General features: G+C 68.4%; 21 protein-coding genes. 11 read left to right on the top strand and 10 right to left on the bottom strand.

Features of this window, described 5'->3' with window-relative positions; genetic code table 11:
- Window positions 1-20: 20 nt before the first annotated feature.
- Genes ELY12_RS06070 through tsaD form a run of 4 tightly spaced genes read right to left on the bottom strand, consistent with a single transcriptional unit; the run spans window position 21 to window position 4,073 of the window.
- Window positions 21-542, bottom strand: coding sequence for a hypothetical protein (locus ELY12_RS06070; protein ID WP_206435773.1), 522 nt, complete (start codon window positions 540-542; stop codon window positions 21-23).
- Window positions 539-2,059 (bottom strand): lipopolysaccharide biosynthesis protein, encoded by a 1,521-nt coding sequence (locus ELY12_RS06075; protein ID WP_126175791.1) that lies wholly within the window; start codon window positions 2,057-2,059, stop codon window positions 539-541. Before ELY12_RS06075 ends, ELY12_RS06070 begins: the two co-directional genes overlap by 4 nt.
- Window positions 2,056-3,039 carry an NAD(P)H-dependent glycerol-3-phosphate dehydrogenase gene (locus ELY12_RS06080; protein WP_126175792.1) on the bottom strand — a complete coding sequence of 328 codons (984 nt, stop codon included), beginning with the start codon at window positions 3,037-3,039 and terminating at the stop codon, window positions 2,056-2,058. Before ELY12_RS06080 ends, ELY12_RS06075 begins: the two co-directional genes overlap by 4 nt.
- The gene (gene tsaD / locus ELY12_RS06085; RefSeq protein ID WP_126175793.1) at window positions 3,036-4,073 is read right to left on the bottom strand and encodes a tRNA (adenosine(37)-N6)-threonylcarbamoyltransferase complex transferase subunit TsaD; all 1,038 of its coding nucleotides are present in this window, start codon (window positions 4,071-4,073) and stop codon (window positions 3,036-3,038) included. Before tsaD ends, ELY12_RS06080 begins: the two co-directional genes overlap by 4 nt.
- Before the next feature lie 45 nt (window positions 4,074-4,118).
- Between tsaD and hemC the strand changes: the two genes are divergently transcribed.
- The 3 genes from hemC to ELY12_RS06100 are packed head-to-tail and all read left to right on the top strand — an operon-like array spanning window position 4,119 to window position 6,650.
- Window positions 4,119-5,045 (top strand): hydroxymethylbilane synthase, encoded by a 927-nt coding sequence (gene hemC / locus ELY12_RS06090; protein WP_126175794.1) that lies wholly within the window; start codon window positions 4,119-4,121, stop codon window positions 5,043-5,045.
- A complete protein-coding gene (locus ELY12_RS06095; RefSeq protein WP_126175795.1) occupies window positions 5,042-5,719 on the top strand; it encodes a uroporphyrinogen-III synthase in 678 nt (225 codons plus the stop codon). The genes hemC and ELY12_RS06095 overlap by 4 nt, the downstream gene beginning before the upstream one ends.
- Before the next feature lie 49 nt (window positions 5,720-5,768).
- Window positions 5,769-6,650, top strand: coding sequence for a mitofilin family membrane protein (locus tag ELY12_RS06100; protein WP_126175796.1), 882 nt, complete (start codon window positions 5,769-5,771; stop codon window positions 6,648-6,650).
- Here the strand turns inward: ELY12_RS06100 and ELY12_RS06105 are convergent.
- Entirely contained in the window at window positions 6,647-7,861 is a 1,215-nt protein-coding gene (locus ELY12_RS06105; RefSeq protein WP_126175797.1) for a UbiH/UbiF/VisC/COQ6 family ubiquinone biosynthesis hydroxylase, read from the bottom strand. The genes ELY12_RS06100 and ELY12_RS06105 overlap by 4 nt on opposite strands.
- A 28-nt stretch (window positions 7,862-7,889) precedes the next feature.
- On the opposite strand from ELY12_RS06105, the gene ELY12_RS06110 reads away from it, so the two are divergent.
- Window positions 7,890-9,929: a protein-disulfide reductase DsbD gene (locus ELY12_RS06110; protein ID WP_126175798.1), complete on the top strand. Its 2,040-nt coding sequence runs from the start codon at window positions 7,890-7,892 to the stop codon at window positions 9,927-9,929.
- Here the strand turns inward: ELY12_RS06110 and ELY12_RS06115 are convergent.
- The 4 genes from ELY12_RS06115 to uvrB form a co-directional block, all read right to left on the bottom strand.
- A complete protein-coding gene (locus tag ELY12_RS06115) occupies window positions 9,892-10,455 on the bottom strand; it encodes a hypothetical protein (RefSeq protein ID WP_126175799.1) in 564 nt (187 codons plus the stop codon). The genes ELY12_RS06110 and ELY12_RS06115 overlap by 38 nt on opposite strands.
- Window positions 10,452-11,948: a S10 family peptidase gene (locus ELY12_RS06120; protein WP_126175800.1), complete on the bottom strand. Its 1,497-nt coding sequence runs from the start codon at window positions 11,946-11,948 to the stop codon at window positions 10,452-10,454. The genes ELY12_RS06115 and ELY12_RS06120 overlap by 4 nt, the downstream gene beginning before the upstream one ends.
- A 51-nt stretch (window positions 11,949-11,999) precedes the next feature.
- Window positions 12,000-12,791 carry a class I SAM-dependent methyltransferase gene (locus tag ELY12_RS06125; RefSeq protein WP_126175801.1) on the bottom strand — a complete coding sequence of 264 codons (792 nt, stop codon included), beginning with the start codon at window positions 12,789-12,791 and terminating at the stop codon, window positions 12,000-12,002.
- A 107-nt stretch (window positions 12,792-12,898) separates the two neighbouring features.
- The gene (gene uvrB, locus ELY12_RS06130) at window positions 12,899-15,097 is read right to left on the bottom strand and encodes an excinuclease ABC subunit UvrB (protein ID WP_126175802.1); all 2,199 of its coding nucleotides are present in this window, start codon (window positions 15,095-15,097) and stop codon (window positions 12,899-12,901) included.
- 122 nt (window positions 15,098-15,219) lie between these two features.
- Here uvrB and ELY12_RS06135 point away from each other — a divergent pair, with 122 nt between their 5' ends.
- From ELY12_RS06135 to ELY12_RS06165, 7 genes are all read left to right on the top strand, one after another.
- Window positions 15,220-15,771 carry a DUF3617 domain-containing protein gene (locus ELY12_RS06135; RefSeq protein WP_164549419.1) on the top strand — a complete coding sequence of 184 codons (552 nt, stop codon included), beginning with the start codon at window positions 15,220-15,222 and terminating at the stop codon, window positions 15,769-15,771.
- Between the two features lie 67 nt (window positions 15,772-15,838).
- The gene (locus ELY12_RS06140) at window positions 15,839-16,603 is read left to right on the top strand and encodes an esterase/lipase family protein (RefSeq protein ID WP_126175804.1); all 765 of its coding nucleotides are present in this window, start codon (window positions 15,839-15,841) and stop codon (window positions 16,601-16,603) included.
- 76 nt (window positions 16,604-16,679) lie between these two features.
- Entirely contained in the window at window positions 16,680-18,107 is a 1,428-nt protein-coding gene (locus ELY12_RS06145; protein WP_126175805.1) for a circularly permuted type 2 ATP-grasp protein, read from the top strand.
- Window positions 18,107-19,051, top strand: a complete 945-nt coding sequence (locus ELY12_RS06150; RefSeq protein ID WP_126175806.1) for an alpha-E domain-containing protein — start codon at window positions 18,107-18,109, stop codon at window positions 19,049-19,051. Before ELY12_RS06145 ends, ELY12_RS06150 begins: the two co-directional genes overlap by 1 nt.
- Before the next feature lie 4 nt (window positions 19,052-19,055).
- The gene (locus ELY12_RS06155; RefSeq protein WP_126175807.1) at window positions 19,056-19,871 is read left to right on the top strand and encodes a transglutaminase family protein; all 816 of its coding nucleotides are present in this window, start codon (window positions 19,056-19,058) and stop codon (window positions 19,869-19,871) included.
- Between the two features lie 62 nt (window positions 19,872-19,933).
- Window positions 19,934-20,692 carry a proteasome-type protease gene (locus tag ELY12_RS06160; RefSeq protein WP_126175808.1) on the top strand — a complete coding sequence of 253 codons (759 nt, stop codon included), beginning with the start codon at window positions 19,934-19,936 and terminating at the stop codon, window positions 20,690-20,692.
- Between the two features lie 157 nt (window positions 20,693-20,849).
- Window positions 20,850-21,473 carry a response regulator transcription factor gene (locus tag ELY12_RS06165; RefSeq protein ID WP_126175809.1) on the top strand — a complete coding sequence of 208 codons (624 nt, stop codon included), beginning with the start codon at window positions 20,850-20,852 and terminating at the stop codon, window positions 21,471-21,473.
- Here the strand turns inward: ELY12_RS06165 and ELY12_RS06170 are convergent.
- Window positions 21,470-22,058, bottom strand: a 589-nt coding sequence (locus tag ELY12_RS06170) for an extensin family protein (RefSeq protein ID WP_164549420.1), incomplete at its 5' end; no start/stop codon positions are given. The genes ELY12_RS06165 and ELY12_RS06170 overlap by 4 nt on opposite strands.

Genomic DNA, 22,058 nt, shown 5'->3' on the forward strand with positions numbered 1-22,058 from the left:
CCGCGGGCGTTTGTTCCCGGTCAGGTGGCGCCGAAGCGCTGTTCGAACCCGGCGGTGTCGCCGTCAGCCAGCAAGCGCGCCTGCGCGACCCAGTCGTCGCGGCGGATACGCCCTTGAAAACGTCCCAGTTGCGCGTCGATCCGGTCGATATCGGCGTGGCTCCAACCGGCGATCTGGTCGAAGCGGGTGACGCCCAGTTCGCCCAGCGTCGCGGCGAGCTTGGGGCCAAGGCCCTTGATGCGTGTGAGATCGTCCGCACCGACTTCAGCCTCGATCCGGGCTTCCTGCGCAGCGGCGGCGACCGCTACGCCCGCGCCGCCGATGGCATCGGGCACCAGCGGCGGGGTGACGACCGCGGCAGCGGGCGCGTCGATCAGCGCCTGGTTGCGCGCGGCGGGTGCGGCGCCCTCGTCAAGGGTGTCGCGCCGGTCGACGGTGACGCTGGTCTTGCGGTTGGCGATCAGCAGCCACCACAGCAGCAGCATGACCACGATGGCGCCGATGAGCAGCAGCGGCCAGTTCTCGGCAAGAAGATCGTTCACGGGCGGACCTCCGTCAGGGGTGGGGCGGCGGCATCCTCCGCCTGTTCGAGATTGCGGCGGAACAGCACGCGGTCCTCCGGACCGAAGCCGTAGCGCCAGATGACCCAGCCATAAGCGAGCAGGATCGCCGGCACGCCGACCCCGAGTTCCGCCCACTCAGGCAGCTTGGTCGCCAGCCAGCCGACGATGATCGCCGGCGCGCCCGCGATCACCAGCGCCCAGCGCCAATTATTGATCCGCTTCTTAAGGATGCGGCTGAGCAGGATCGATTTGACCAAGCTCGCGGTAGCGAGCGACAGCATCAGCGCGGCGGCAGCACCGGCAGCCTTGTAGTTCTCCGGCAGGTTCAGGTTCTCGATCGCGAGCATCGCGCCGACGGTGAGGAGGGCCTGCAGCCCGATGGTGCCGAGCGAAATGACGAGGTTCTTCAACCGCGCAACGTAAATCAGCGCCGCCTCGGATACGACCGCGGTCGCCGCGACGACCTCCGCCGCAAGCAAGAAGGCAAGCGCGCCCGTACCGCCGACGAAATGCGGTCCGACCAAACCCATCACCCCTTCGCCGGGAATGCCGAGTGCGAGCCCAATGCCCGCCTGCGCGGCGGTGATCCAGAAGCCGACCTGGCACACCTGCTTGGCGATCGCGTCGTAGTTCTTTTCCTTGAGGTTGCGCGTGATCACCGGCCCCAGGATCGGCTCGAAACTGGTCTTCAGCTTTTGCGGCAGCGAAGCGACCTGCTGCGCGACGTAGTAGACGCCAACCGCGCTCGGGGCGGCGAACAGGCCGAGGATGAAGATGTCGAGCCGCCGCGTCCCCCATTCGATCGCATCGGCGGTGGCGAGTGGCAGCGCACGCGCGGTCAAGCGGGCCATCTCGCGCGGACGCGGCCGCCACAGCTTGGGCAAGCCGTAGGTTTTGAGGAACGCCCATAGGCCGGTGGCGAGCCCAGCGTAGATCGACCCCAGATAGGCCAGCAACAGGCCCGACTTGGGGAGCACAAAGTACAGCACGCCAGCAAGGATCGACAGCGTCCACGGCAGCACGATCGAGCGCGCGCGAACGGTGGTGGCGATGTCGAACCGGTAGGCTTGCGCGGCGAGGACGATCTCGGTCAGCGCATAGCCGGGAATGGCGAGCACGATCAGCCGATCGAGCTGGGTGTACTCTCCACTCGGGAACAGCGGCGCGGGCACCAGCCAGAAGAACGCCGCCGCCACGAGTCCGGCAAGGGTCGCGACCAGCATCCCGTCGAACACCACGTTGGCAGGGTGCGTGTCGGAGCCTTCGGTCAGCCGCTGGGCGAGCCCGCGCTTCTCACCCATCGAGCATATGAGCCCGACGATCTCGACCACCACCAGCGCCGAGGCATAGCGGCCGAGCGCGGCGGCGCCGTAGAGCCGGCCGGCGATGAACAGGAACGGCAGCATGCCCGCCAACCGCACGAGGAAGCCGACGAAGTTCTGCCGCCCTCCCTTGGCGAGTGCCTGGATATCGCCCTGGTCGTGCTCTGCCGTCACGCGTCGGTTTCCGGGCCGAGCGGGCGGGCGAGCAGTTCCGCGACGATCGCGATTGCCGGGGCGCCCTGCAGCAGGCGATAGACTGCCGCTACGATCGGCATGGCGACGCCGTGACGCGCGGCGAGTTCGGTCAGCACCGGCGCAGTGTGCGCGCCTTCCGCGACAGTGCGCCGGTCGGCCATCAGCGCGGCCGGATCGCCGCCCTCACCGAGCGCCTTGCCAAGACTGAAATTGCGGCTGGCGGTCGATGAGCAGGTCAGCACCAGGTCACCCAGGCCGCACAGGCCCGCTAGCGTATCGCGTTCGGCCCCTAGCGCCTCTCCGAAGCGCAGCATCTCGGCGTAACCGCGCGCAATCAGCGCGGCGCGGGCATTCTGGCCAAGGCCGAGCCCGTCGACCACGCCGCAGGCGATCGCCAGCACGTTCTTGACCGCGCCGCCGATCTCGGCACCGGTCACGTCGTCGGAATAGTACGGGCGGAAGGTCGGACGGGCGATCGCCGGGTGCAGCCGCGCCCACTGCTCCTCGCCGCCGCCGCAGGCCAGCGTGACCGCGGTGGGAAGACCCGCCGCGACCTCGTGCGCGAAGGTGGGGCCGGACAGCACCGCGATGTCGCTGCCGGGCGCGGCATCACGCGCGACATGGTTCATCAAGCGGCCGCTGCCCGCTTCGATGCCCTTTGAGCAGAGCACCAGATCGCGAGGATGTGAAGGCATCGCGCCGAGCACGCTGGCCAGATGCTGGGCCGGAGTAACCGCGAGCAGGATTTCGGCGTCCGCGACCTCGGACAGATCGCCGGTCGCGCGAACTGTCGGCGCGAGGCTCGCGGAGGGCAGGAACAGGCTGTTGCGATGGCTGCCGTTGATCTCCTCGATCAGTTCGCTTTCGCGCGCCCATAGCAGCACCTCGCGCCCGTCGCTTGCGAGCATTTGCGCAAGCGCCGTGCCCCACGCGCCCGCGCCGAGGACCGCGATCGTCAAGCCTTGTATCCCGCGCCGCGCACCGGATCGGCTGCCGGGTCGAGCGGCCAGCGTGGCCGTGCGGCGATGTCGAGCGGGTCGGCGGGCGCGCCGATCGCCAGCCGCTCTTGCCCCGCCCACGCAATCATCGCCGCGTTGTCGGTGCACAGCGCCGGGGGTGGGGCGGAGAAGCGTAGACCGCGTCGGGATGCCAGGCCTTCGAGCGCGCCGCGAACGGACGCGTTCGCCGCTACGCCGCCCGCAACCACGAGCGCATCTACGGGCTCCATCGCATTGAGCGCGACGGTCAGCCGGTCGATCACGCAATCGATCGCCGCCTGCTGGAAACTCGCCGCGATGTCGGGCGGGGTATGGCGTCCGCTCTCATTCGCCCGGAGAACCGCGCTCTTGAGCCCGGCGAAACTGAATTGCGGATCGGCGGTCCCGACCAGTGGGCGAGGCAAGGGCACCGCGCGCGGATCGCCCTCGCGCGCCAGCCGCTCGACCGCCGGCCCGCCCGGAAAGCCGAGGCCGAGGATCTTCGCGGTCTTGTCGAACGCTTCGCCCAGCGCATCGTCGATGGTGGTTGCGAGGCGGCGATAGCGCCCGACGCCTTCTACCCGCAGGATCTGGCAGTGCCCACCGGACACCAGCAGCAGGGCGTAGGGAAACGTAAGCTCGGCATCGGCCAGTCGCGGGCTGAGCGCGTGCCCCTCGAGGTGATTGATTGCCATCAGCGGCACATCCGCCGCCATCGCTAGCGCCTTGGCGGTGACGAGACCCACCATCACGCCGCCGATCAGCCCCGGTCCGGCGGTAGCCGCAATTGCGTCAAGATCGGCCAGCGCAACGCCCGCTTCATGCATGACCGTCTCGATCATCGGCGCCAGACGCTCGGCATGCGCGCGCGCAGCGATCTCCGGCACCACGCCGCCATAGGGCGCGTGGCTCTCGTCCTGGCTGGCGATGGCCTGGGCGATGATCGAGCGGTCGTGCGCCACGACCGCGGCCGCGGTCTCGTCGCAGCTCGATTCAATGCCCAGCACGATGCCCATCCGGCTTTTCCTTAAGGCTTTGCTTGGCTACGGCAAGCGCGCCCAATGACCGTCTCCACCAAGCTCCGCCTCGGCACCCGCCGTTCCCCGCTCGCGCTCGCCCAGGCGCACGAGGCGCGCGCACGGCTGTGCAAGGCGCATGGGTGGGACGAGAACGCGGTCGAGCTGGTGCCGGTGCTCGCCAGCGGGGACAAGGTGCAGGACCGCCCGCTGGCCGAAATCGGCGGCAAGGGGCTGTGGACCAGGGAACTCGAAGACTGCCTGTCCGACGGCCGGATCGACGGCGCGGTGCACTCGCTCAAGGATGTCGAGACGATCCGGCCGGAGTGGCTGACGATCGCCGCCGTCCTGCCGCGCGCCGACGTGCGCGACGTGCTGCTCGGCGCGGCGAGCATCCGCGCCATTCCCGAAGGCGCGCGCGTGGGCACCAGTGCGCCGCGGCGGGCGGCGCAGATGCTCCACCACCGGCCCGATGTGACCGTGGTGCCGATCCGCGGCAACGTCGCCACCCGCATCGCCAAACTGGCCGCGGGCGAAGCCGACGTGACGCTGCTCGCCGCCGCGGGGCTGGAGCGGCTCGGTGAAAGCGGTGTCGGCCATCCCTTGGATGCGAGCGAATGGCTGCCCGCGCCCGCGCAAGGCGCCATCGCGATCGAGTGCCGGACCGACGGTGCGCAGACCCGAGAGTGGCTCGCGGCGATCGATCACGCGCCGACCAGCGCGGAGGTCAAGGCCGAACGGGCCCTGCTCGCAGCGCTCGGCGGCAATTGCCATTCGCCGATTGCGGTGCTGACGCGCGGTGGGGGGGAGCACCTGGCTATGACTGCCGCGCTGTTCAGCACCGACGGCGCCGAGCGGGTCCACGGGACGGTGACGTTTGCGGCGGGCGACATCGAGGCACCGGCACGCCTCGCAGCCGATCTGCTTGCGCGGGCAACGCCGGGGATCGCGGCCCTGTTCGACGGGCCGTGAGCAAGCCGCTCATCGTCCTGCGGCCGGAGCCCGGGCTGTCCGAGACGCTGGCTCTGGCCCAGGCGAAGGATCTGACAGCAATCGCGGCGCCATTGTTCGAGATCGAGCCGGTTGCCTGGCGCGCACCCGACCCGGCGGACCTCGACGGCATTCTCGCCGGCAGCGCCAATGTCTTTCGGCACGGCGGCTTGGGGCTATCCAAGCTGTCCGCGTTACCTGTTCATGCGGTGGGTGAGCGAACCGCCCAAGCCGCCCTTGAGGCGGGCTTCACGGTGGCCAACGTCGGTGCGGGCGGCTTGCAGCAGGTTCTCGATACCCTTCCGGCTCCCGCGCGCTTGCTGCGCTTGGCGGGCGAACAGCATGTTGCGCTGCAAGTCCCCGATGGAAGCGCAATGACCGAAGTCATCGTCTATCGTGCGCGCGCCGTTTCCCTCAGCGAAACCGCGGTGGAAGCCTTGCGTAGCGATGCCGTAGTCCTGCTGCATTCGGGCGAAGCGGCGGCCCGATTTGCGGGCGAATGCGACCGGCTCAGCATCGATCGCTCGCGCGTTTCGGTGGCCGCTCTCGCACCGCGGGTCGCCGCCGCGGCGGGCGAGGGCTGGCGTGCGGTCGCCGTTGCTCCGCAGGCGACGGACGCCGCCTTGCTGGCCATGGCCGACGACATGTGCCAATGATGCGGCGACAAGAGGGGCCGGGAGCCTCAGGGTCGCGGAACGGGACGGAATGAACGAATACACGCCCACGAGCGCAAACCGCTCGTCGCTGAAGCCGGTTTTGTTTGCTGTTCTGGCGTCGTTTCTGCTCGGCGCGTCGCTCGTCGGCTATCTCGCGTGGCGCGGCTATTTCGGCATGGCGAACGGCAAGCCGGCCGTGGTGCCAAGCAGCGAGCCGACCGCCTTGCTCTCCTCGCCGCAGCCTACGCCGAGTGAAACCGCAGCTGCCGCGGTTGCGCGCGTGCAGGAGACGCAAGGTGGTATCGACCAGCGCCTCGCCGCCGCCGAGCAGCGGATCGCGCGGCTCGACCTGCAAGCGCAGGCCGCCGGCGGCAATGCCGCGCGCGCCGAGGGCCTCCTCATCGCCTTCGCCGCCCGCCGTTCGCTCGAGCGCGGCACCGAGCTCGGCTATCTCGCCGACCAGCTACGGCTTCGCTTCGGCGATGCGCAACCCAATGCGGTGCAGACGGTGATCGACTTTGCCCGCGACCCGATCACTCGCGATGTCCTCCTCGCGCGGCTCGACGGACTGCAGCCGAGCCTGCAGGCGGGATCGGGCCGGCCGACGCTCGGCAGGTTGCGCGAAGAAATCTCCAACCTTTTCGTGATCCGCCGCGAAACCACCCCGTCGCCGCAGCCCGAGCGCCGGTTCGAGCGCGCGCGGATGTTCCTCGAGACGGGCCGTGTCGACCGGGCGATCGCCGAGGTGCAGATGCTGCCAGGCTCCGCCAGCGCGGCGAACTGGATCGCCAATGCGCGTCGCTATCAGCGGGCGCAGCAGGCGCTCGACCTGATCGAGACGGCTGCGGTGCAGGAGCCTCGCACGCTGCGCAACGGCGCGGGCCAGCCGGTCGAGCAGTTGAGCCCGGCGGTCAGCGCGACCGGCGCCTAGTCCTTGAGAAGCTCAGGCAGGGCGCCCGAGACGCCGCGCGCTTCGTCCATGAACCAGTGCTTCAGCGGCGAGAGGCGCTGGACGCCGCCCATACCCAGCCGGCGCACCGCGCTGGCGGTCTTGCCCGGCACCCCGAACAACCAGGTCAGCCCATCGGTGGCGAGAGCGACCGACATGCTGTCGAGGCTGCGCCAGCGCTCGTAACGCGCGAGCAGCTGCGCGTCGCCCGGCTCGAGGCCCAGTCGCATGCCGTCCGCGATCACCTCGACCAGCGCGCCGACGTCGCGCAGGCCCAGGTTGAGGCCCTGTCCGGCGATCGGATGGATACCGTGCGCCGCATCGCCCACCAGCGCGAGCCGGTCGGCGACGATCCGCGCGGTGTGCTGGAAGCTCAGCGGATAGGACGAGCGCGGGCCCGCCGCGGTGACGGTGCCGAGCAAGCCGCCCATGCGCTTGTTCGCCTCGGCCAGGAACGCGCGGTCGGACAGCTTGAGCGTGCCGGCCGCGTCCTTCTCGGCGACGGTCCACACCAGCGCGCTGCGGTGGTTGCCCGCCTCGTCGTCGAGCATCGGCAGCAATGCGAACGGCCCGGCGGGGTAGAAAATCTCCCACGCGGTGCCCTCATGCGGCGCCGAATGCGTGAGGCCGGAGATGATCGCGCGGTGACGATAATCCCACTGCGCCAGTTGCAGCCCGGCTTCTTCGCGGGTGGGAGAGCGACGGCCCTCGGCGCCGACCAGTAGGCTCCCTTCCAGCACGCGGCCGTCGGCGAGCTGCGCGGCAACACCATGCGCCCCGCGTTCGCGCCGGGTGACGATCGCGCCCGGATGGAACGCAATCAGTGGCTGGCGCTCTGCCGCCTCATACAGCGCGAGGCGCAGCCGCCGGTTCTCGAACATCCGCCCGAGCGAGCCCTCGTGCGGCTCGGGCACGAAGTCGATCTGGCCGGGCTTGAGCTGGTCGCTCACCGCGATGCGCTCGATCGGGCAGGCGAATGGCTCGAGCGCGTCCGCGATGCCGATGTTGGCGAACAGGTTCCAGCTTGCGGTGGAGATCGCGCTCGCGCGGCCGTCGAAGCCTTCCGCGGTCAGTTCGGCCGGGTCGGCGCGGTCGACCACGTGGCTGGAAATGCCCTTGCTCGCCGCCGCCAGCGCCAGGGTCATGCCGACGAGCCCGCCGCCGAGGATCACGAGGTCGCGCTTGTCGTCCATCGGGGGCAGCCCTAGAGGCGACAACACGATGCGCGCAAGGTTCTTGCCCCTGCTGGCCATGCTGTGCGCGCTGTTCGCACTCGCGCAGCCTGCATTTGGGCAGACCCGCGCCAATCACATCGCCGCGCGGCTGGTGGCCGAGGGGCCGTTGCAACCCGGCAAGCCGTTGACGCTGGCGATCGCGTTCGATCCGCAGCCGGGCTGGCATGGCTACTGGAAGAACCCGGGCGACGCCGGCTACGGCATGACGCTCAAGTGGCAGCTGCCGCAGGGCTGGAGCGCTGGCGAGCCGCAATACCCGGTACCGCAGAAGCTCGTCATCGGCGGGCTGATGAACCACGTCTATGAAGGCCCCTACGCGGTGCTGGTGGATGTGGCGGTGCCGCCGCAGGCCGCGGTCGCGAACCTGGTGCCGATCGCGGTCGACGCCCAATGGCTCGCCTGCACCGATCAGATTTGCGTGCCCGAGCAGGCGCGCCTCTCGCTCGATCTGTCGCAAGTCACCGCCAACCCTGTGTTCGACAAATGGCGCGCGGCGATCCCGGCACTGCTCGACCAGCAGGCAAGCTTTGCGATCGAAAAGGGGCGGCTTCGGATCGCAATCCCTTTGCCCGCCGCGCTCTCCAAGCCCGATCCGCACGTCTTCGTCGAGCAGGGCGATCTGGTTCGCTACGCGGCGGTGCAGACCTTCATCGGCGACGGCGACCTGCTCATCGCTGAAATACCCACGGCGGACGCGGCTGTCCGACCGCAAATGGTGAGCGGTATCCTCTCGCTCGGTGACGGCAACGGCGTGCGCTTCACCGCGGCCCCCGGTCCGGTGCCCAAAGGCGGCATTCCGCTTAAGAATGGCGGCGGCGAAACCGGGCCGCTGTGGCTGCTGTTGCTCGGCGCACTGGCAGGCGGGCTGCTGCTCAACGTCATGCCCTGCGTGTTTCCGATCCTCAGTCTCAAGGCGCTGAGCCTCGCACGGGCAGGGGAGAGCGACGCGAAGGCGCGGGCCGAGGGCGTTGCCTATTCGGCGGGCGTCATCCTCGCGACTCTCGCGCTGGGGGCGGTGCTGCTGGTGTTGCGCTCGGCGGGCGAGATGGTGGGTTGGGCGTTCCAGTTGCAGGAGCCCGCGGTGGTGGTGCTCCTGCTGGCGCTGGCGGTGGCGATCACCGCGAACCTGGCGGGGCTGTTCGAGCTGCCGTCGCTGTCCATCACCCGCAGCGGCGAGCCCGCGGGTGCCTTCGCCACCGGCCTGCTGGCTGCGTTCGTCGCGACCCCGTGCACCGGACCGTTCATGGCCGCCGCCATGGGCGCTGCGCTGTTGCTGCCGTGGGTACAGGCGCTGATGCTGTTCGGCGCGCTCGGGCTGGGGCTGGCGCTGCCGTTCCTGCTGCTCGGCTTCGTTCCGCCGCTGCGCCGTCTGCTGCCGCGCCCTGGGCCGTGGATGGAGACATTCCGCAAGGTCATGGCGGTACCGATGGGCCTCACCGCGCTGGCGCTGGTGTGGCTGTGCTGGCGGATCGGCGGCCTGTGGTTCGCGATCGGGGCGGTCGCGCTCGCATTCCTGTTGCTCGTCGCGCTTACGGCGCTGTGGCGGCGGCGAAGGGGCGATGCGTGGGGCCGCCGCTGGATCACCGCCCTGTCGCTGGTTCTCGCGGCATTGCTGGCCGTTGTCCTGCCTTCGCAAATCGCGGAACGGTCGGCTTCGGCGATCGAAGGCGTCCTCCCGGCCAAGCCGTTTTCCGAAGCCGCACTCGCCGAGGCACGCGCCGCCGGCAAGCCGGTGTTCGTGTGGTTCACCGCCGACTGGTGCCTGACCTGCAAGGTCAACGAAAGCGCCGCGATCGAGCGCGAGGCGACGCGCGATGCCTTCGCCAAGGCCGGCGTCGTCGCATTGGTGGGCGACTGGACCCGGCGCGATCCGGCGATCACCCGTTTTCTCACGCGGCAGGGCGCGGCGGGCGTGCCGCTCTACTTGTGGTATGCACCGGGTCAGGAGGCGGCGGTGCTGCCGCAGGTCCTCACGCCGGACACGCTCGTCACGCTGGCGGAAGGATCGCCGACGGCTGCGCGCTAGCTTCGGGCGCGGCGAGGCGCCGGCACAGCTCGATCAGCTGACCCGGCTCGTTGCTCCCTTGCAGCACCAGCGTGCCCGCGCCGGGGATCGTCAGCTCCAGCTTGCGCACGCCGGTGAGCGCGTCGAGCCGGGTGTCATGCGGACGATAGCGCCCGCGCCATAGCCAGCCGCGGCCGTTATACTCGGCGTCGATCTTCAACCGCTCGACATGGCCGTTGCCGACCAGCGCCATCATGCCCTTTGCCTTGGGGTCGGTCTCGGCGAAGCGGGTTACCTCGACCGCGCGGATGCCGCCCGCGCCGATGCAGGCGAGCGCCAGGAACGGCGGCTGGCCCGGCTTGCCGAACACGATGCGTTCGGGTCCGCCGCTCGAAGCCCAGATCGCGCCCTCGACTTGCGGCGACACCGCCTCGACCGTGGGGCCTCGGTCGCCAGCGGCCAAGTCGATGCGCTGGACATAGCCATCGCTCGCGGGAGGGCGACAGGCGGCCAGCGTCGTCAGTAGCAGGGCGGAAAGGCGTTTCACCGGGAGCGGATGAAGGCGCGGACATCTTCGGCGAGCTTGTGGCGATCCTCGTCGCGCACGTACATCATGTGGCCGGCGTCGTAGTAGTGAAATTGGATGCGGTCCTGCGGGAATCCGGTTCGGCCGAGCGCATATTCGGCGGCGAAGAAGGGGGTTGCGAAATCGTACCACCCCTGGCCGACAAAGATGCGCAAGCTTGAGTTCTCCCGCAGCGCGCGGCCGAGGTAGGGCGCGACGTTGAGGTAAGCGTTGGTGTCGCGCCCGCCCTCGAGTTGCCAATCCCACGGGCCGACGCTGCCGATGGTAACGTAGCGCTGGTCGGTCTTGTAGCCGAGCGTATCGCGCATCCACGAATTCATCGCCGCGGTGTAGCCGCCGTCGATGCCATAGAAGCTGGGGTCGTTGTCCGGATACTCGCCCGCGTTGTCGAGGTCCTTGCCCGTGTAGCGACTGTCGAGCCGGCCGACCGTCAAGCCACGATCGCGTAGCAATTCCTTGTAGAACCGGCCGGGCGTGACGCGCAGGTCAGCCTCTTCGAGGTATTGCTCGGACAGGCCGGTGAGGTGCGCGAGCTGCGTGCGGATCGCAGCTCGCTCCTCGACGCTCGCCTTCTGGCCCTTGAGCAGGAACGCAGCGTAAGGCCCGATCGCGAACTGACGCGCTTCCTCCGCAATGGCCTGGGCGGACGGTGCGCTGGTCTTGCCATGATAGAGCGCAGTGGTCGCCATCGACGGCAGGTTGGTGATGTAGCCGAGCTCGTTGCCCGCCGTGTCCGCCCCAGCGGCGAAATCGAGCACGGTCGACAGCAGGATCACGCCGTTCAAGGAGACGTCGTTGTACTCGCCTTCGAGCTGGTCGACGACCGCTGCCGAGCGGGTCGTGCCGTAACTCTCGCCGCCGAGGAACTTGGGGCTGTTCCACCGGCCGTTCGCGTCGAGCCACTGACGGATCACCTGCGCGACCGATTTCGCGTCCTTGGTGACGCCCCAGTAGTCCTCGCCCTTGGTCTCACCGATGGTGTGGCTGAAGCCGGTGCCGACCGGGTCGATAAACACGAGATCGGTGACATCCAAAAGCGAATCCGGGTTGTCGAGGATCGGGTAGGGCGGCCCGCCATCGTCGCGCGCATCACTGGGGATCGCGACGCGCTTGGGACCGAACGCGCCCATTTGCAGCCAGACCGAGCCAGAGCCGGGCCCGCCGTTGAACAGGAAGGTGACCGGCCGCGAAGTATCGCGCGGCTCGGCGATGTAGGCGGTGGTCACGATCGCCGCCTTGGGCGTGCCGTCCGTGCCCTTCAGCACCTCCTCCCGCACGGTCGCGGTATAGCGCACCGAGCGGCCGCCGAAATTGCCGGTGAACGTCTTGCTCGCGCTGTTGGCGACGTAGTCCTTCGCAGGCGGAGCGGACGGCTTGGCCTCGTCCTTGTCGGCGGCGGAAAGGGACGAGGCGAGGGCCAGCGCTGCGAACGCGGGCAGGATGCGAACGATCATGCGCGCGGCTCTATGCACGGCCCTCTCCGCCGTCAATTTACCAGCGGGCGATTAGCGCCGCGGTTTGCGGAACTTGTAGATGAAGCGGTCGGTCTTGCCGCGGATCGAGGCGTCGAACACGTTCTTGCTGTGATCATCCGCCGCGTTGGCGAGCATGTCGCTTTGCGCTTCCAGCTTGAACCCGGCGCGCTCGAAATCCGCACGGACGGTCGCGGGATCGATCCGGTGCAGCTTCTCGACCACGGCGCGCGTGTCGCCCGCCGGGCCGACGTGGTCGATTACTCCGACGACTCCTCCCGGTCGCATGGCGGCGTAGAGATTGCGCACGTACGCCGCGGGATCGGTCCGCGGGATACCGTACTTATCTGATTCCCAGTAGAGATCGTGGTAGCTCAAGTTCACGAGCGCGAAGTCGTAGGCACCCGCGGGCGGCGCGAACTGGTCGAACGGATAGCTCGACAGCGTCACGCCCGGCGAAGCGGCGATCAGCGCGTCGAGCTTCGCCTTCTCAGGACCTTCCTTGTAGAACTGCGTCGGCTCCCAGGCAGTGACCGAGCCGGTGGGCCCAACGACCCTGGCCATGATCTGTGCCCAGTACCCGCTGCCGGTTAGAAGGTCGGCCGCGTCCATGCCTGGCTGCAGGCCGAGGAACGCCAGCGTCTCGGCCGGCAAGCGGCTCGCGTCGAGCTTGCGCGCGTCGTCGGTGCGCGCGGGGTTTGCCACGGCTGCCTCCGCCAGCTCCAGCGTGTTGACGTGGCTAGCGGGTGTCTCGGTATCCATCGTCGTGGCGCAGGCGCTGAGCGCGGCGAGCGAAACGGCGGCGAGTGCGGCAAAGGCCTTCATGGCATGTCCCCCAGATTTCTTATGCGACCCGGTGTGCCCCATTTGCGCGCGCGGGGAAAGCGGCGCGCGCGTGGTTCGACGAACGCGCGCTGCCGGGCGACCAAGCGCTAGGGCCGCCCGCGCATCTTCTTGTAGCGGGTCTTGCCGTAGCGGTCCTTGCGAGTGCCAGGCTTGCCTTCGTTGCTGCGGCCGACGACCGGCGCGGTCGGCTGGGCGCCGTCGGGGAGGCCGAGCTCGTCGGCCTCCAGTCGGCGGATTTCGTCGCGCAGGCGGCCGGCAGTCTCGAACTCGAGGTCGGCAGCGGCGGCGCGCATGCGCTTTTCGAGGTCCTGGATGTACGCGCGCAGGTTGTGGCCGACGAGGTTGTTGCGCTCGTCGTCGCCGGTATCGACCAGCACCCCATCGCCCATCGCGGTGCTCGCGACGATGTCGGCGATCTGGCGTTTGATGGTGGTCGGGGTGATGCCGTGCTCGCGGTTGTATTCCTCCTGCTTCGAGCGGCGGCGCTCGGTCTCGGCCATCGCGCGCTCCATGCTGCCGGTGATCCGGTCGGCGTAGAGGATGACCTTGCTATCGACGTTGCGCGCGGCGCGGCCGATCGTCTGGATCAGCGATGTCTCGGAGCGCAGGAAGCCTTCCTTGTCGGCGTCGAGAATACACACGAGGCCGCACTCGGGGATGTCGAGCCCTTCACGCAGCAGGTTGATACCGATCAGCACATCGTACACGCCGAGCCGCAAGTCGCGGATCAGTTCGATGCGTTCGAGGGTCTCGACGTCGGAGTGCATGTAGCGCACCCGCACGCCCTGTTCGTGCATGAACTCGGTCAGGTCTTCCGCCATTCGCTTGGTGAGCGTGGTGACGAGCGTGCGGTAGCCCTTCTGCGCGGTCGCCTTGCACTCGGCGATGCAATCCTGGACCTGATCTTCGATCGGGCGGATCTCCACCGGCGGATCGATCAGGCCGGTGGGGCGGATCACCTGCTCGGCGAACACGCCGCCGGTCTGCTCCATTTCCCAGTTGCCCGGCGTTGCGCTGACCGCGAACGTCTGCGGGCGCATCGCGTCCCACTCATTGAAGCGCAGCGGCCGGTTGTCGATGCAGCTCGGCAGGCGGAAGCCGTATTCGGCAAGGGTCAGCTTGCGGCGGTGGTCGCCCTTCGCCATCGCGCCGATCTGCGGCACGGTCTGGTGGCTCTCGTCGACGAACAGCAGCGCGTTGTCGGGCAGGTACTCAAACAGCGTCGGCGGCGGCTCGCCCGGCAGGCGGCCCGTGAGGAAGCGGCTGTAGTTCTCGATGCCGGCGCACGAACCCGTGGCGTTGATCATCTCGAGGTCGAAGTTGGTGCGCTGCTCAAGCCGCTGGGCTTCGAGCAGGCGGCCCTCGGCGTGCAGTTCCTTGAGCCGCTCCTCGAGCTCGAACTTGATCGCCTGGGTCGCCTGTTTCATCGTCGGGCCCGGCGTGACGTAGTGCGAGTTGGCATAGACCCGCACCGAGTTGAGACTTGCGCCCTTCGCGCCGGTCAGCGGGTCGAACTCGCTGATCTCCTCGATCTCGTCGCCGAAGAAGCTGACCCGCCAGGCCATGTCCTCGTAGTGCGAGGGGAAGATCTCGAGGCTGTCGCCGCGCACGCGGAAATTGCCGCGCTGGAAGGCGGCGTCGTTGCGCTTGTACTGCAGCGCGACGAGCTTGCGGATGATCTCGCGCTGGTCCTCGCTCGCGCCCTTCTTGAGGTCGAAGATCATCGCCGAATAGGTCTCGACCGAGCCGATGCCGTAGAGGCAGCTGACCGAAGCGACGATGATCACGTCGTCGCGTTCGAGCAGCGCGCGCGTGGCCGAGTGGCGCATCCGGTCGATCGCCTCGTTCACCGAGCTTTCCTTCTCGATGTAGGTATCCGACCGCGGCACGTAGGCCTCGGGCTGGTAGTAGTCGTAGTACGAGACGAAGTACTCGACCGCGTTGTTGGGGAAGAAGCTCTTGAACTCACCGTAGAGCTGCGCGGCGAGGATCTTGTTCGGTGCGAGTACCAGCGCCGGGCGCTGCAGTTCCTCGATCACCTTGGCCATCGTGAAGGTCTTGCCCGAGCCGGTGACGCCGAGCAGCACCTGCGTCCGCTCGTCGTCGCGCGCCGAGGCGGTCAGCTCCGCAATCGCGGTCGGCTGGTCGCCCGATGGCGTGTACTCGCTGACCAGCTCGAACCGCCGCCCACCCATCGACTTTTCCGGCCGGGCGGGCTTGTGCGGAACGAATTTGTCGGATGTGTCGGGTTCCTCAAGACCCCGGCGGATTACGAGTTCGGCCATGCGCGCAGATATGGGGAACGAAACGGGCACGGACAAGCGATTGCGCTTTTTCCGTGACTGGCGCAGACCTGTGTTCGCGCGCCGGGCCCGTGAGGCCAAGCAAGCTACATTGGGAGTATACCATGACCAGTCGCTCGTTGGCCCTGACCGCATGCGCCGTCCTTGCCCTCGCGGCGTGCGGTAAAAATGCGGATCAACCCAAGACCGCCGAGGAGGTGATCGCCGAGGCAGGCGAACTCGCGCAGCCGGAGCCGGGGCAGTACGAGACCAAGGTCAAGCTGCTCGAATTCTCGGTGCCTGGTATCCCTCAGCAGCAGGCGGACCGGCTCAAGGCGGTGATGGGGAACGTCGGCGATCAGTCGTCGAGCTATTGCCTGACGCCCGAAGAGGCGAAGAAGGGCTTCGAGGAATCGATCCGCAAGATGAGCCAGAACCAGGGCGGGATGAACTGCAAGTTCGACACCTTCGACGTCGACAATGGCAAGATCGACGCGGAGATGACCTGCGACGGCCAGCAGGGAATGAGCTCGGAGATGAAGCTCACCGGCACCGCGACCGCGCAGAACACCTCGATGCGCATGGCGATGACGCAGAAGGCGGCGATCATCCCCGGCGGCGAGATGCGGATGGAAATGCAGATGGATTCCAAGCGCATCGGCGAGTGTACGTCCTGAAACCGGTTGGCGCATTGAGGCGTTGATGACCCGCCGCGGCTTTCCCCGGCAGGAGAACGGAACGCCGATGGCGACACTGCAAGCCTTGCAAACCATGGCGGCCGCACGCGACGAGCTGCGCCACCGGGTCGCGCTCGCGCGGGAGGCTGCGCCTGAGGATGCGGTCGGCCCCTCACTCAAGCGGTTCCTGGGCGAGTTCGCGGTGCTGGCCGAACCGTTCCACCGCGCGGTGCGCAAGCATCCGGAGGTGCGGGCCGAACGCCCGCGCACGGTCATGCTGCTGCCCGGCTTCGCCACGCACCCCATCCGCATGCGCTACCTCGCGCGGCGGCTCGAAGCGGCGGGTCATCGGGTCAAGCGCTGGGGCCTGGGCTTCAACTGGGGCCCGACCGAAAGCAATTTCGACGCGCTCGACCGGAGGCTTGCCGATCTCGCCGAGCGGCACGGCGAGCAGGTGGTGCTGGTCGGCTGGAGCCTCGGAGGCCTGTTTGCGCGTGAACTCTCCAAGCGGCGCCCCGAATGCGTCGCCAAGGTGGTGACGATGGGCTCACCGTTCTCCTACAGCCCGCGGGCCAACAACGTTTGGCGCGCCTACCACTTCATCACCGGCCACCGGGTCGAGGAACCACCGGTGCCGGTCGTGCTCGCCGCCAAGCCGCCGGTCGAGACTGTCGCGCTGTGGAGCCCGCGCGACGGGATCGTCCACCCCCGCGCGGCGCGCGGCGTTGCCGGCGAGCGCGACCGCGAGGTGGCGCTCCGTTGCACGCACATGGGCTTCGCCTTCGATCCCGAAGTCGTCGCCGCTGTCCTGCGCGAGCTCGATCGTGCATGACGCGCGCTAACTTATGCGTGCAGCGATCGGCCGCGACTGAGATACGGGCGGCTGGATGAGTGCCGACAGGGGGCCAATGGACGGCGCAGCCGTAGCGTTCGACGAGATGCTCGACCCGTCGGGCGAGGTGCGTCCGGCGTACGCGGGCTACCACGCGTGGTTGGAACGCCAGCAGCCCGAATGGCTGCGGCGCAAGAACGCCGAGACCGAAGGCGTCTTCCGCCGCACCGGCATCACCTTCAACGTCTATGGCGAGGATGCCGCCGAGGAGCGGCTGATCCCGTTCGACATGGTCCCGCGAATCGTCTCGGCGGCCGAGTGGCGCAGGCTCAGCCGGGGGATCGAGCAGCGGGTGCGCGCGCTCAACGCGTTCATCCACGATCTCTACCACCGGCAGGAGATCATCCGCGCGGGCCGGGTGCCCGAACGCTTGTTCCGCGACAATGCCGCGTGGCTGCCGCACATGGTCGGCTTCACCCCGCCGGGCGGCGTGTACACCCACATCGTCGGGATCGACCTCGTGCGCACCGGGCCGGACGATTTCTTCGTGCTCGAGGATAACGCCCGCACGCCGAGCGGCGTCTCGTACATGCTCGAGAACCGCGAGACGATGATGGCGATGTTCCCCGAGCTGTTCACCCGGGTGCCGGTCGAGACGGTCAGCGACTACCCGATGCGGCTCGCGCGCAGCCTGGCCGCCTGCGCGCCGCCGCGGACCGAGGGGAAGCCGGTGGTGGCGGTGCTGACGCCGGGGATCTACAACTCCGCCTACTACGAGCATGCCTTTCTTGCCGACCAGATGGGCGCCGAGCTGGTCGAGGGCAGTGATCTGCGGGTGATCGACGGGCGCGTGGCGATGCGCACCACCGGCGGATACCAGCCGGTCGACGTGCTCTATCGGCGGGTGGACGACGAGTACCTCGACGCGCTGACCTTCAATCCCAACAGCGTGCTCGGCGTGCCGGGGATCATGGACGTCTATCGCAGCGGCGGCATCACCATCGCCAACGCGCCCGGCACCGGGATCGCCGACGACAAGGCGGTCTATTCGTTCATGCCGGAGATCGTCGAGTTCTACACTGGCGAGAAGCCGCTGCTTCCCAACGTCGAAACCTTCCGCTGCGCCGATCCCGATACGCTCAAGTACGTGCTCGACAACCTCGCCGAGCTGGTGGTCAAGGAAGTCCACGGCTCGGGCGGGTACGGCATGCTGGTCGGCCCGGCGGCGAGCAAGCGAGAGCTGGCGGCGTTCCGCGCCAAGCTCACCGCGCGGCCGGAAAACTACATCGCGCAGCCGACGCTGGCGCTCTCGACTTGCCCGGTGTTCGCGCGCAAGGGGCTGAGCCCGCGCCACGTCGACTTGCGGCCCTATGTGCTCGTCTCGCCCAACGGGATCGACATCACGCCGGGCGGCCTGACGCGGGTCGCGCTCAAGAAGGGGTCGCTGGTGGTCAACTCGTCGCAGGGCGGCGGGACCAAGGATACGTGGGTGCTCAAGGACTGATGCTAGGCCGCACCGCCAACGGACTGTTCTGGATGTTCCGCTATCTCGAGCGGGCGGAGAACACCGCGCGCCTGCTCGACGCGGGGCTGCGGATGGCGCTCACGCGCGACCTTATCACCGCCGAGGAGGAATGGCGTTCGGTCATCCACGCTTCCGGCCAAAGCCGCGCCTACCGCGCCAAGCACGGCACCTTCACCGGTATCCAGGTGTGGAACCACATCCTGCGCGACAAGGACAATGCCGGCAGCGTGCTGGCGATGATGCGCCAGGTCCGCACCAACGCGCGCGGGGTGCGCAACGCGATCAGCGGCGAGCTGTGGGGCGTGGTCAACGAAAGCTGGATGGCGCTCGACGACAAGCTCACCCGGCCGGTGACGCAGGGCAGCGTCGGCGAGGTGATCGACATGGTCCGCCGCGCGGGCACGCTGGCGCACGGGGCGATGGCCAATTCCATGCTGCGCGACGCCGGCTACCACTTCGCCCGCGCTGGCACCTTCGTGGAGCGGGCGGACAACACCGCGCGCATCCTCGACATGAAGTACTACCTGCTGCTTCCGTCGCTCAGCTACGTCGGCACGCCGCTCGACAGCGGGCAGTGGGACCAGGTGCTGCGCTCGGTGTCGGGACAGCGCGCCTATCGCTGGCTCAACGCCGGGCAGACCGATCCGCGCGGGATCGTCCAGTTCCTGGTGCTCGACGAGCGGTTTCCGCGCAGCCTCGCCTACAGTCATTCGATGTTGGCAGAAGCGGTCACCGCGCTCGCGCGCATCCACGGGCAGGAGGGAGACAGCCACCGCCTGATCGCGGACTCGACCAGCAAGCTCGCCGGGCTCGCCGTCACGCAGGTGTTCGAGCAGGGGCTGCACGAATTCCTGACCGAGTTCACCCGCTGTAACGCGGCGATCGCGCTTGCCATCTCGAACGACTACCGGTTCCTGCGGTAACCCCATGCGCCTCGCCATCCGCCACACCACCCAGTACACCTTCGACAAGCCGGTCGCGCACGCTCTGCAGCGGCTGCGGCTGACTCCCAAGGCGACGCAAGGCCAGACGGTGCTCGACTGGCGGATGGACTACACCCACGCCCGTGCGGAACTGGAATATGAGGACCAGCACCACAACCATGTGACGCTGGTCTCGGTCGAACCCGGCGCGCAGCAGGTGACGATCGCGTGCGAGGGCACGGTCGAGACCAGCGACCATGCCGGCGTAATCGGCCGCCACGCGGGCCACTTGCCGCTGTGGAGCTTCCTCGGCCAGACCGACCTGACCCGGCCGGGCCCCAAGCTGCGCCAACTGATCCGCGGCTTGGACGTGCGGCCGGACGACACGCTCGCGTACCTCCACGCGCTGTCCTCGGCGGTGCGCGCGCAGATCGCCTACGGCACCGGCGCGACCGAGGTCGGCACTACGGCCGAGCAGGCGGTCGAGACGGGCTGCGGGGTGTGCCAGGATCACGCGCACATTTTCATCGGCGCCGCGCGGCTGGCGAGCATCCCCGCGCGCTACGTCTCAGGCTACCTGATGATGAACGACCGGATTGACCAGGAGGCGACCCACGCCTGGGCCGAGACGCATGTCGAGGGGCTAGGCTGGGTCGGGTTCGATGTGTCGAACGGCATCAGTCCCGATCCGCGCTACGTCCGCCTCGCCACGGGGCGCGACTATCGCGATGCGGCGCCGATCACCGGCATCAGCTTCGGCTCGGCGACCGAGGAGCTGCACGTGGCCGTCGCTGTGGAACAGCAGCGACAGGAACAGTGACGCGCGCCACGGTTTGATTACACTCGGCACGCGCAGTCGCGGGGAACGGGAGCCGGGATGACATGACCTATTGCGTCGGAATGGTGCTCGACAAGGGCCTCGTCCTGATGAGCGACACCCGCACCAATTCGGGCGTCGACAACATCTCGGTCTTCCGCAAGATGATGTCGTGGCACGCGCCGGACGAGCGGATCATCACCGTGATGACCGCGGGCAACCTCGCTACCACGCAGGCGGTGATCAGCCAGCTCGAGGAGCGCGACAAGGCGCCCGCCGACCGCAAGAACACGGTGTTCGCCGCCTCGACCATGTTTCAGGTCGCGACCGAGATCGGCCGCCTGCTGCGCTCCACTATCGAGGAGCGTCAGGCCGCCAACGGCGCGGCGGGGCAGGGGCGCTTCACCGCCTCGATCATCGTCGCCGGCCAGATCAAGGGCATGGAACCGCGCCTGTTCCTGATCTACCCCGAAGGCAATTTCATCGAGGCGAGCTGGGACACCCCGTTCTTCCAGATCGGGGAGACCAAGTATGGCCGTCCGATCCTGATCCGCGCGTACGATCGGGGCATGAGCTTCGAGGATGCGGTGAAGCTGCTGCTGGTCAGCTTCGATTCCACGCTGAAGGCGAACCTCTCGGTCGGCCTCCCCCTCGACTTGATGGTGATCGAGCGCGACTCCTTCTCCGCCACGCACGAGCGGCGGATCACGCACGAGGACGCGTACTATCAGGCGATCTCGGCCGGGTGGAGCGAGGCGCTCAAGGAAGCGTTCGTCGCGCTGCCCGACTACAGCTTCTATGCGGCCGAGCACGAGACAAGCTGAACGCGTTGCTACGCGTTTTTGCGGAAAGATCGCTCCGATTTGGAGTATTCGTCGGCGAGGCAAGAACGGGCATTCAGTCATCTACTTAGTGGCAATAGGTCCGTTCTAAGTCTTTCACCGCGTTCCTTAATCGCGCGGGCGCGGCATTGTGGCCCGCATGAACGAGCGGCAAATCATACACTTCGTCGAAGCGGACATGCGGTTGCGGGCTGACCTGGCGCGGGTTACGTTCGCTTTGGGTCATCACGCCGAGGTCTATGCCGACATCACCGAACTGGCCGAACATCCGCCCCAGCGGGGCATCGTCGCGGTGCGCGATGGCGGTGCGGACGATGTGGGCGAGCTGCTCGACTACCTGGCCGACCACGGCATTTGCTTGCCGTTGGTGGCGATGGCGTTCGACCCGGAGACCTCGCGAGTGGTCGCCGCGATCAAGGCCGGGGCGCTCGATTATCTGGCTTTGCCGCTCGGTCCGCAGAGCCTCGCCGCCACGCTCGCCCGCATTGGCGACGAGGCGCGGGAGCATGCCGAGGCGCGGCGTCGGATGATCGAGGCGCGCAACCGGATCGGTAACCTGTCGCACCGCGAGCGCGAGGTGCTCGACTGGCTCGCCCGGGGTAGCAGCAACAAGACGATCGCCCGCGAGCTCGATATCAGTCCGCGCACGGTCGAGATCCACCGCGCCAACATGATGAGCAAGCTCGGCGCCGTCCACGCCGCCGAAGCGGTCCGCCTGCGCATCGAGGCGCAGCTCGAACGTCCTGCCTTGCTGCTCAACTAGCGGCAGAACCCTCCGGCGTGGCCGGCTTCGAGATGCAGGTGGTTCTTGTGCGCGGCGTTGTAATCGGGGCCGAGCACGGTGCCGAACCGGCGGCAGGCGCTCTGGTGCACCAACCGCAAGAACCGGCGCTCCTGCATAGTTCCTTCGTTCCAGCCTGACAGCACGCTAACCCGCCGCCCGTCGGCGAGGATAAAGGCCGCGACATCGATCGCCTGCGCGGTCGCGTGTGCCGAGCGGCGGCCGCTGCCGGCGACGTCGCGGCACGAATAGCTGCCCATCGTCTCGATCTTCGCGAGCGGGCTGCCGAGCACCTGCCGCGCCGCGCGGTCGACGCCGTAGCGGGCCCATGCGGCAGTGGTCTCGGCCAGCGGACAGGTGACCGGGCCGAGGTTGGCGAGCGCGAAGCGCGCCTCATCGCCCTGCAGCGCCGCGAGGCTGACCGTACCGACGGTCGAGCAGCCCGCGCCGTAGTAACGATCCGCCACTGGCGAGAACCGTGCGCCCGCCGCGTTGAGCTCGGCAAGGCACTGCCGCGCCTCGGTGCTGACAGCGACGGGGCGCGGGGTGGCGAGCTGCGGCCTGGCC

Origin of the sequence: Tsuneonella rigui, from assembly GCF_003958625.1 — a bacterium.
GTDB lineage: Bacteria > Pseudomonadota > Alphaproteobacteria > Sphingomonadales > Sphingomonadaceae > Tsuneonella > Tsuneonella rigui.

Excerpts from the sequence above, each read along its gene's own strand:
- ELY12_RS06140 (WP_126175804.1), top strand. The coding sequence starts at position 15,839 with ATGGCGACACTGCAAGCCTTGCAAACCATGGCGGCCGCACGCGACGAG.
- ELY12_RS06165 (WP_126175809.1), top strand. The coding sequence starts at position 20,850 with ATGAACGAGCGGCAAATCATACACTTCGTCGAAGCGGACATGCGGTTG.
- ELY12_RS06120 (WP_126175800.1), bottom strand. The coding sequence starts at position 11,948 with ATGATCGTTCGCATCCTGCCCGCGTTCGCAGCGCTGGCCCTCGCCTCG.
- tsaD (WP_126175793.1), bottom strand. The coding sequence starts at position 4,073 with ATGGGCATCGTGCTGGGCATTGAATCGAGCTGCGACGAGACCGCGGCC.
- ELY12_RS06105 (WP_126175797.1), bottom strand. The coding sequence starts at position 7,861 with ATGGACGACAAGCGCGACCTCGTGATCCTCGGCGGCGGGCTCGTCGGC.
- uvrB (WP_126175802.1), bottom strand. The coding sequence starts at position 15,097 with ATGGCCGAACTCGTAATCCGCCGGGGTCTTGAGGAACCCGACACATCC.
- ELY12_RS06160 (WP_126175808.1), top strand. The coding sequence starts at position 19,934 with ATGACCTATTGCGTCGGAATGGTGCTCGACAAGGGCCTCGTCCTGATG.
- ELY12_RS06100 (WP_126175796.1), top strand. The coding sequence starts at position 5,769 with ATGAACGAATACACGCCCACGAGCGCAAACCGCTCGTCGCTGAAGCCG.
- ELY12_RS06155 (WP_126175807.1), top strand. The coding sequence starts at position 19,056 with ATGCGCCTCGCCATCCGCCACACCACCCAGTACACCTTCGACAAGCCG.
- ELY12_RS06135 (WP_164549419.1), top strand. The coding sequence starts at position 15,220 with ATGACCAGTCGCTCGTTGGCCCTGACCGCATGCGCCGTCCTTGCCCTC.
- ELY12_RS06145 (WP_126175805.1), top strand. The coding sequence starts at position 16,680 with ATGGACGGCGCAGCCGTAGCGTTCGACGAGATGCTCGACCCGTCGGGC.
- ELY12_RS06110 (WP_126175798.1), top strand. The coding sequence starts at position 7,890 with ATGCGCGCAAGGTTCTTGCCCCTGCTGGCCATGCTGTGCGCGCTGTTC.
- hemC (WP_126175794.1), top strand. The coding sequence starts at position 4,119 with ATGACCGTCTCCACCAAGCTCCGCCTCGGCACCCGCCGTTCCCCGCTC.
- ELY12_RS06125 (WP_126175801.1), bottom strand. The coding sequence starts at position 12,791 with ATGAAGGCCTTTGCCGCACTCGCCGCCGTTTCGCTCGCCGCGCTCAGC.
- ELY12_RS06150 (WP_126175806.1), top strand. The coding sequence starts at position 18,107 with ATGCTAGGCCGCACCGCCAACGGACTGTTCTGGATGTTCCGCTATCTC.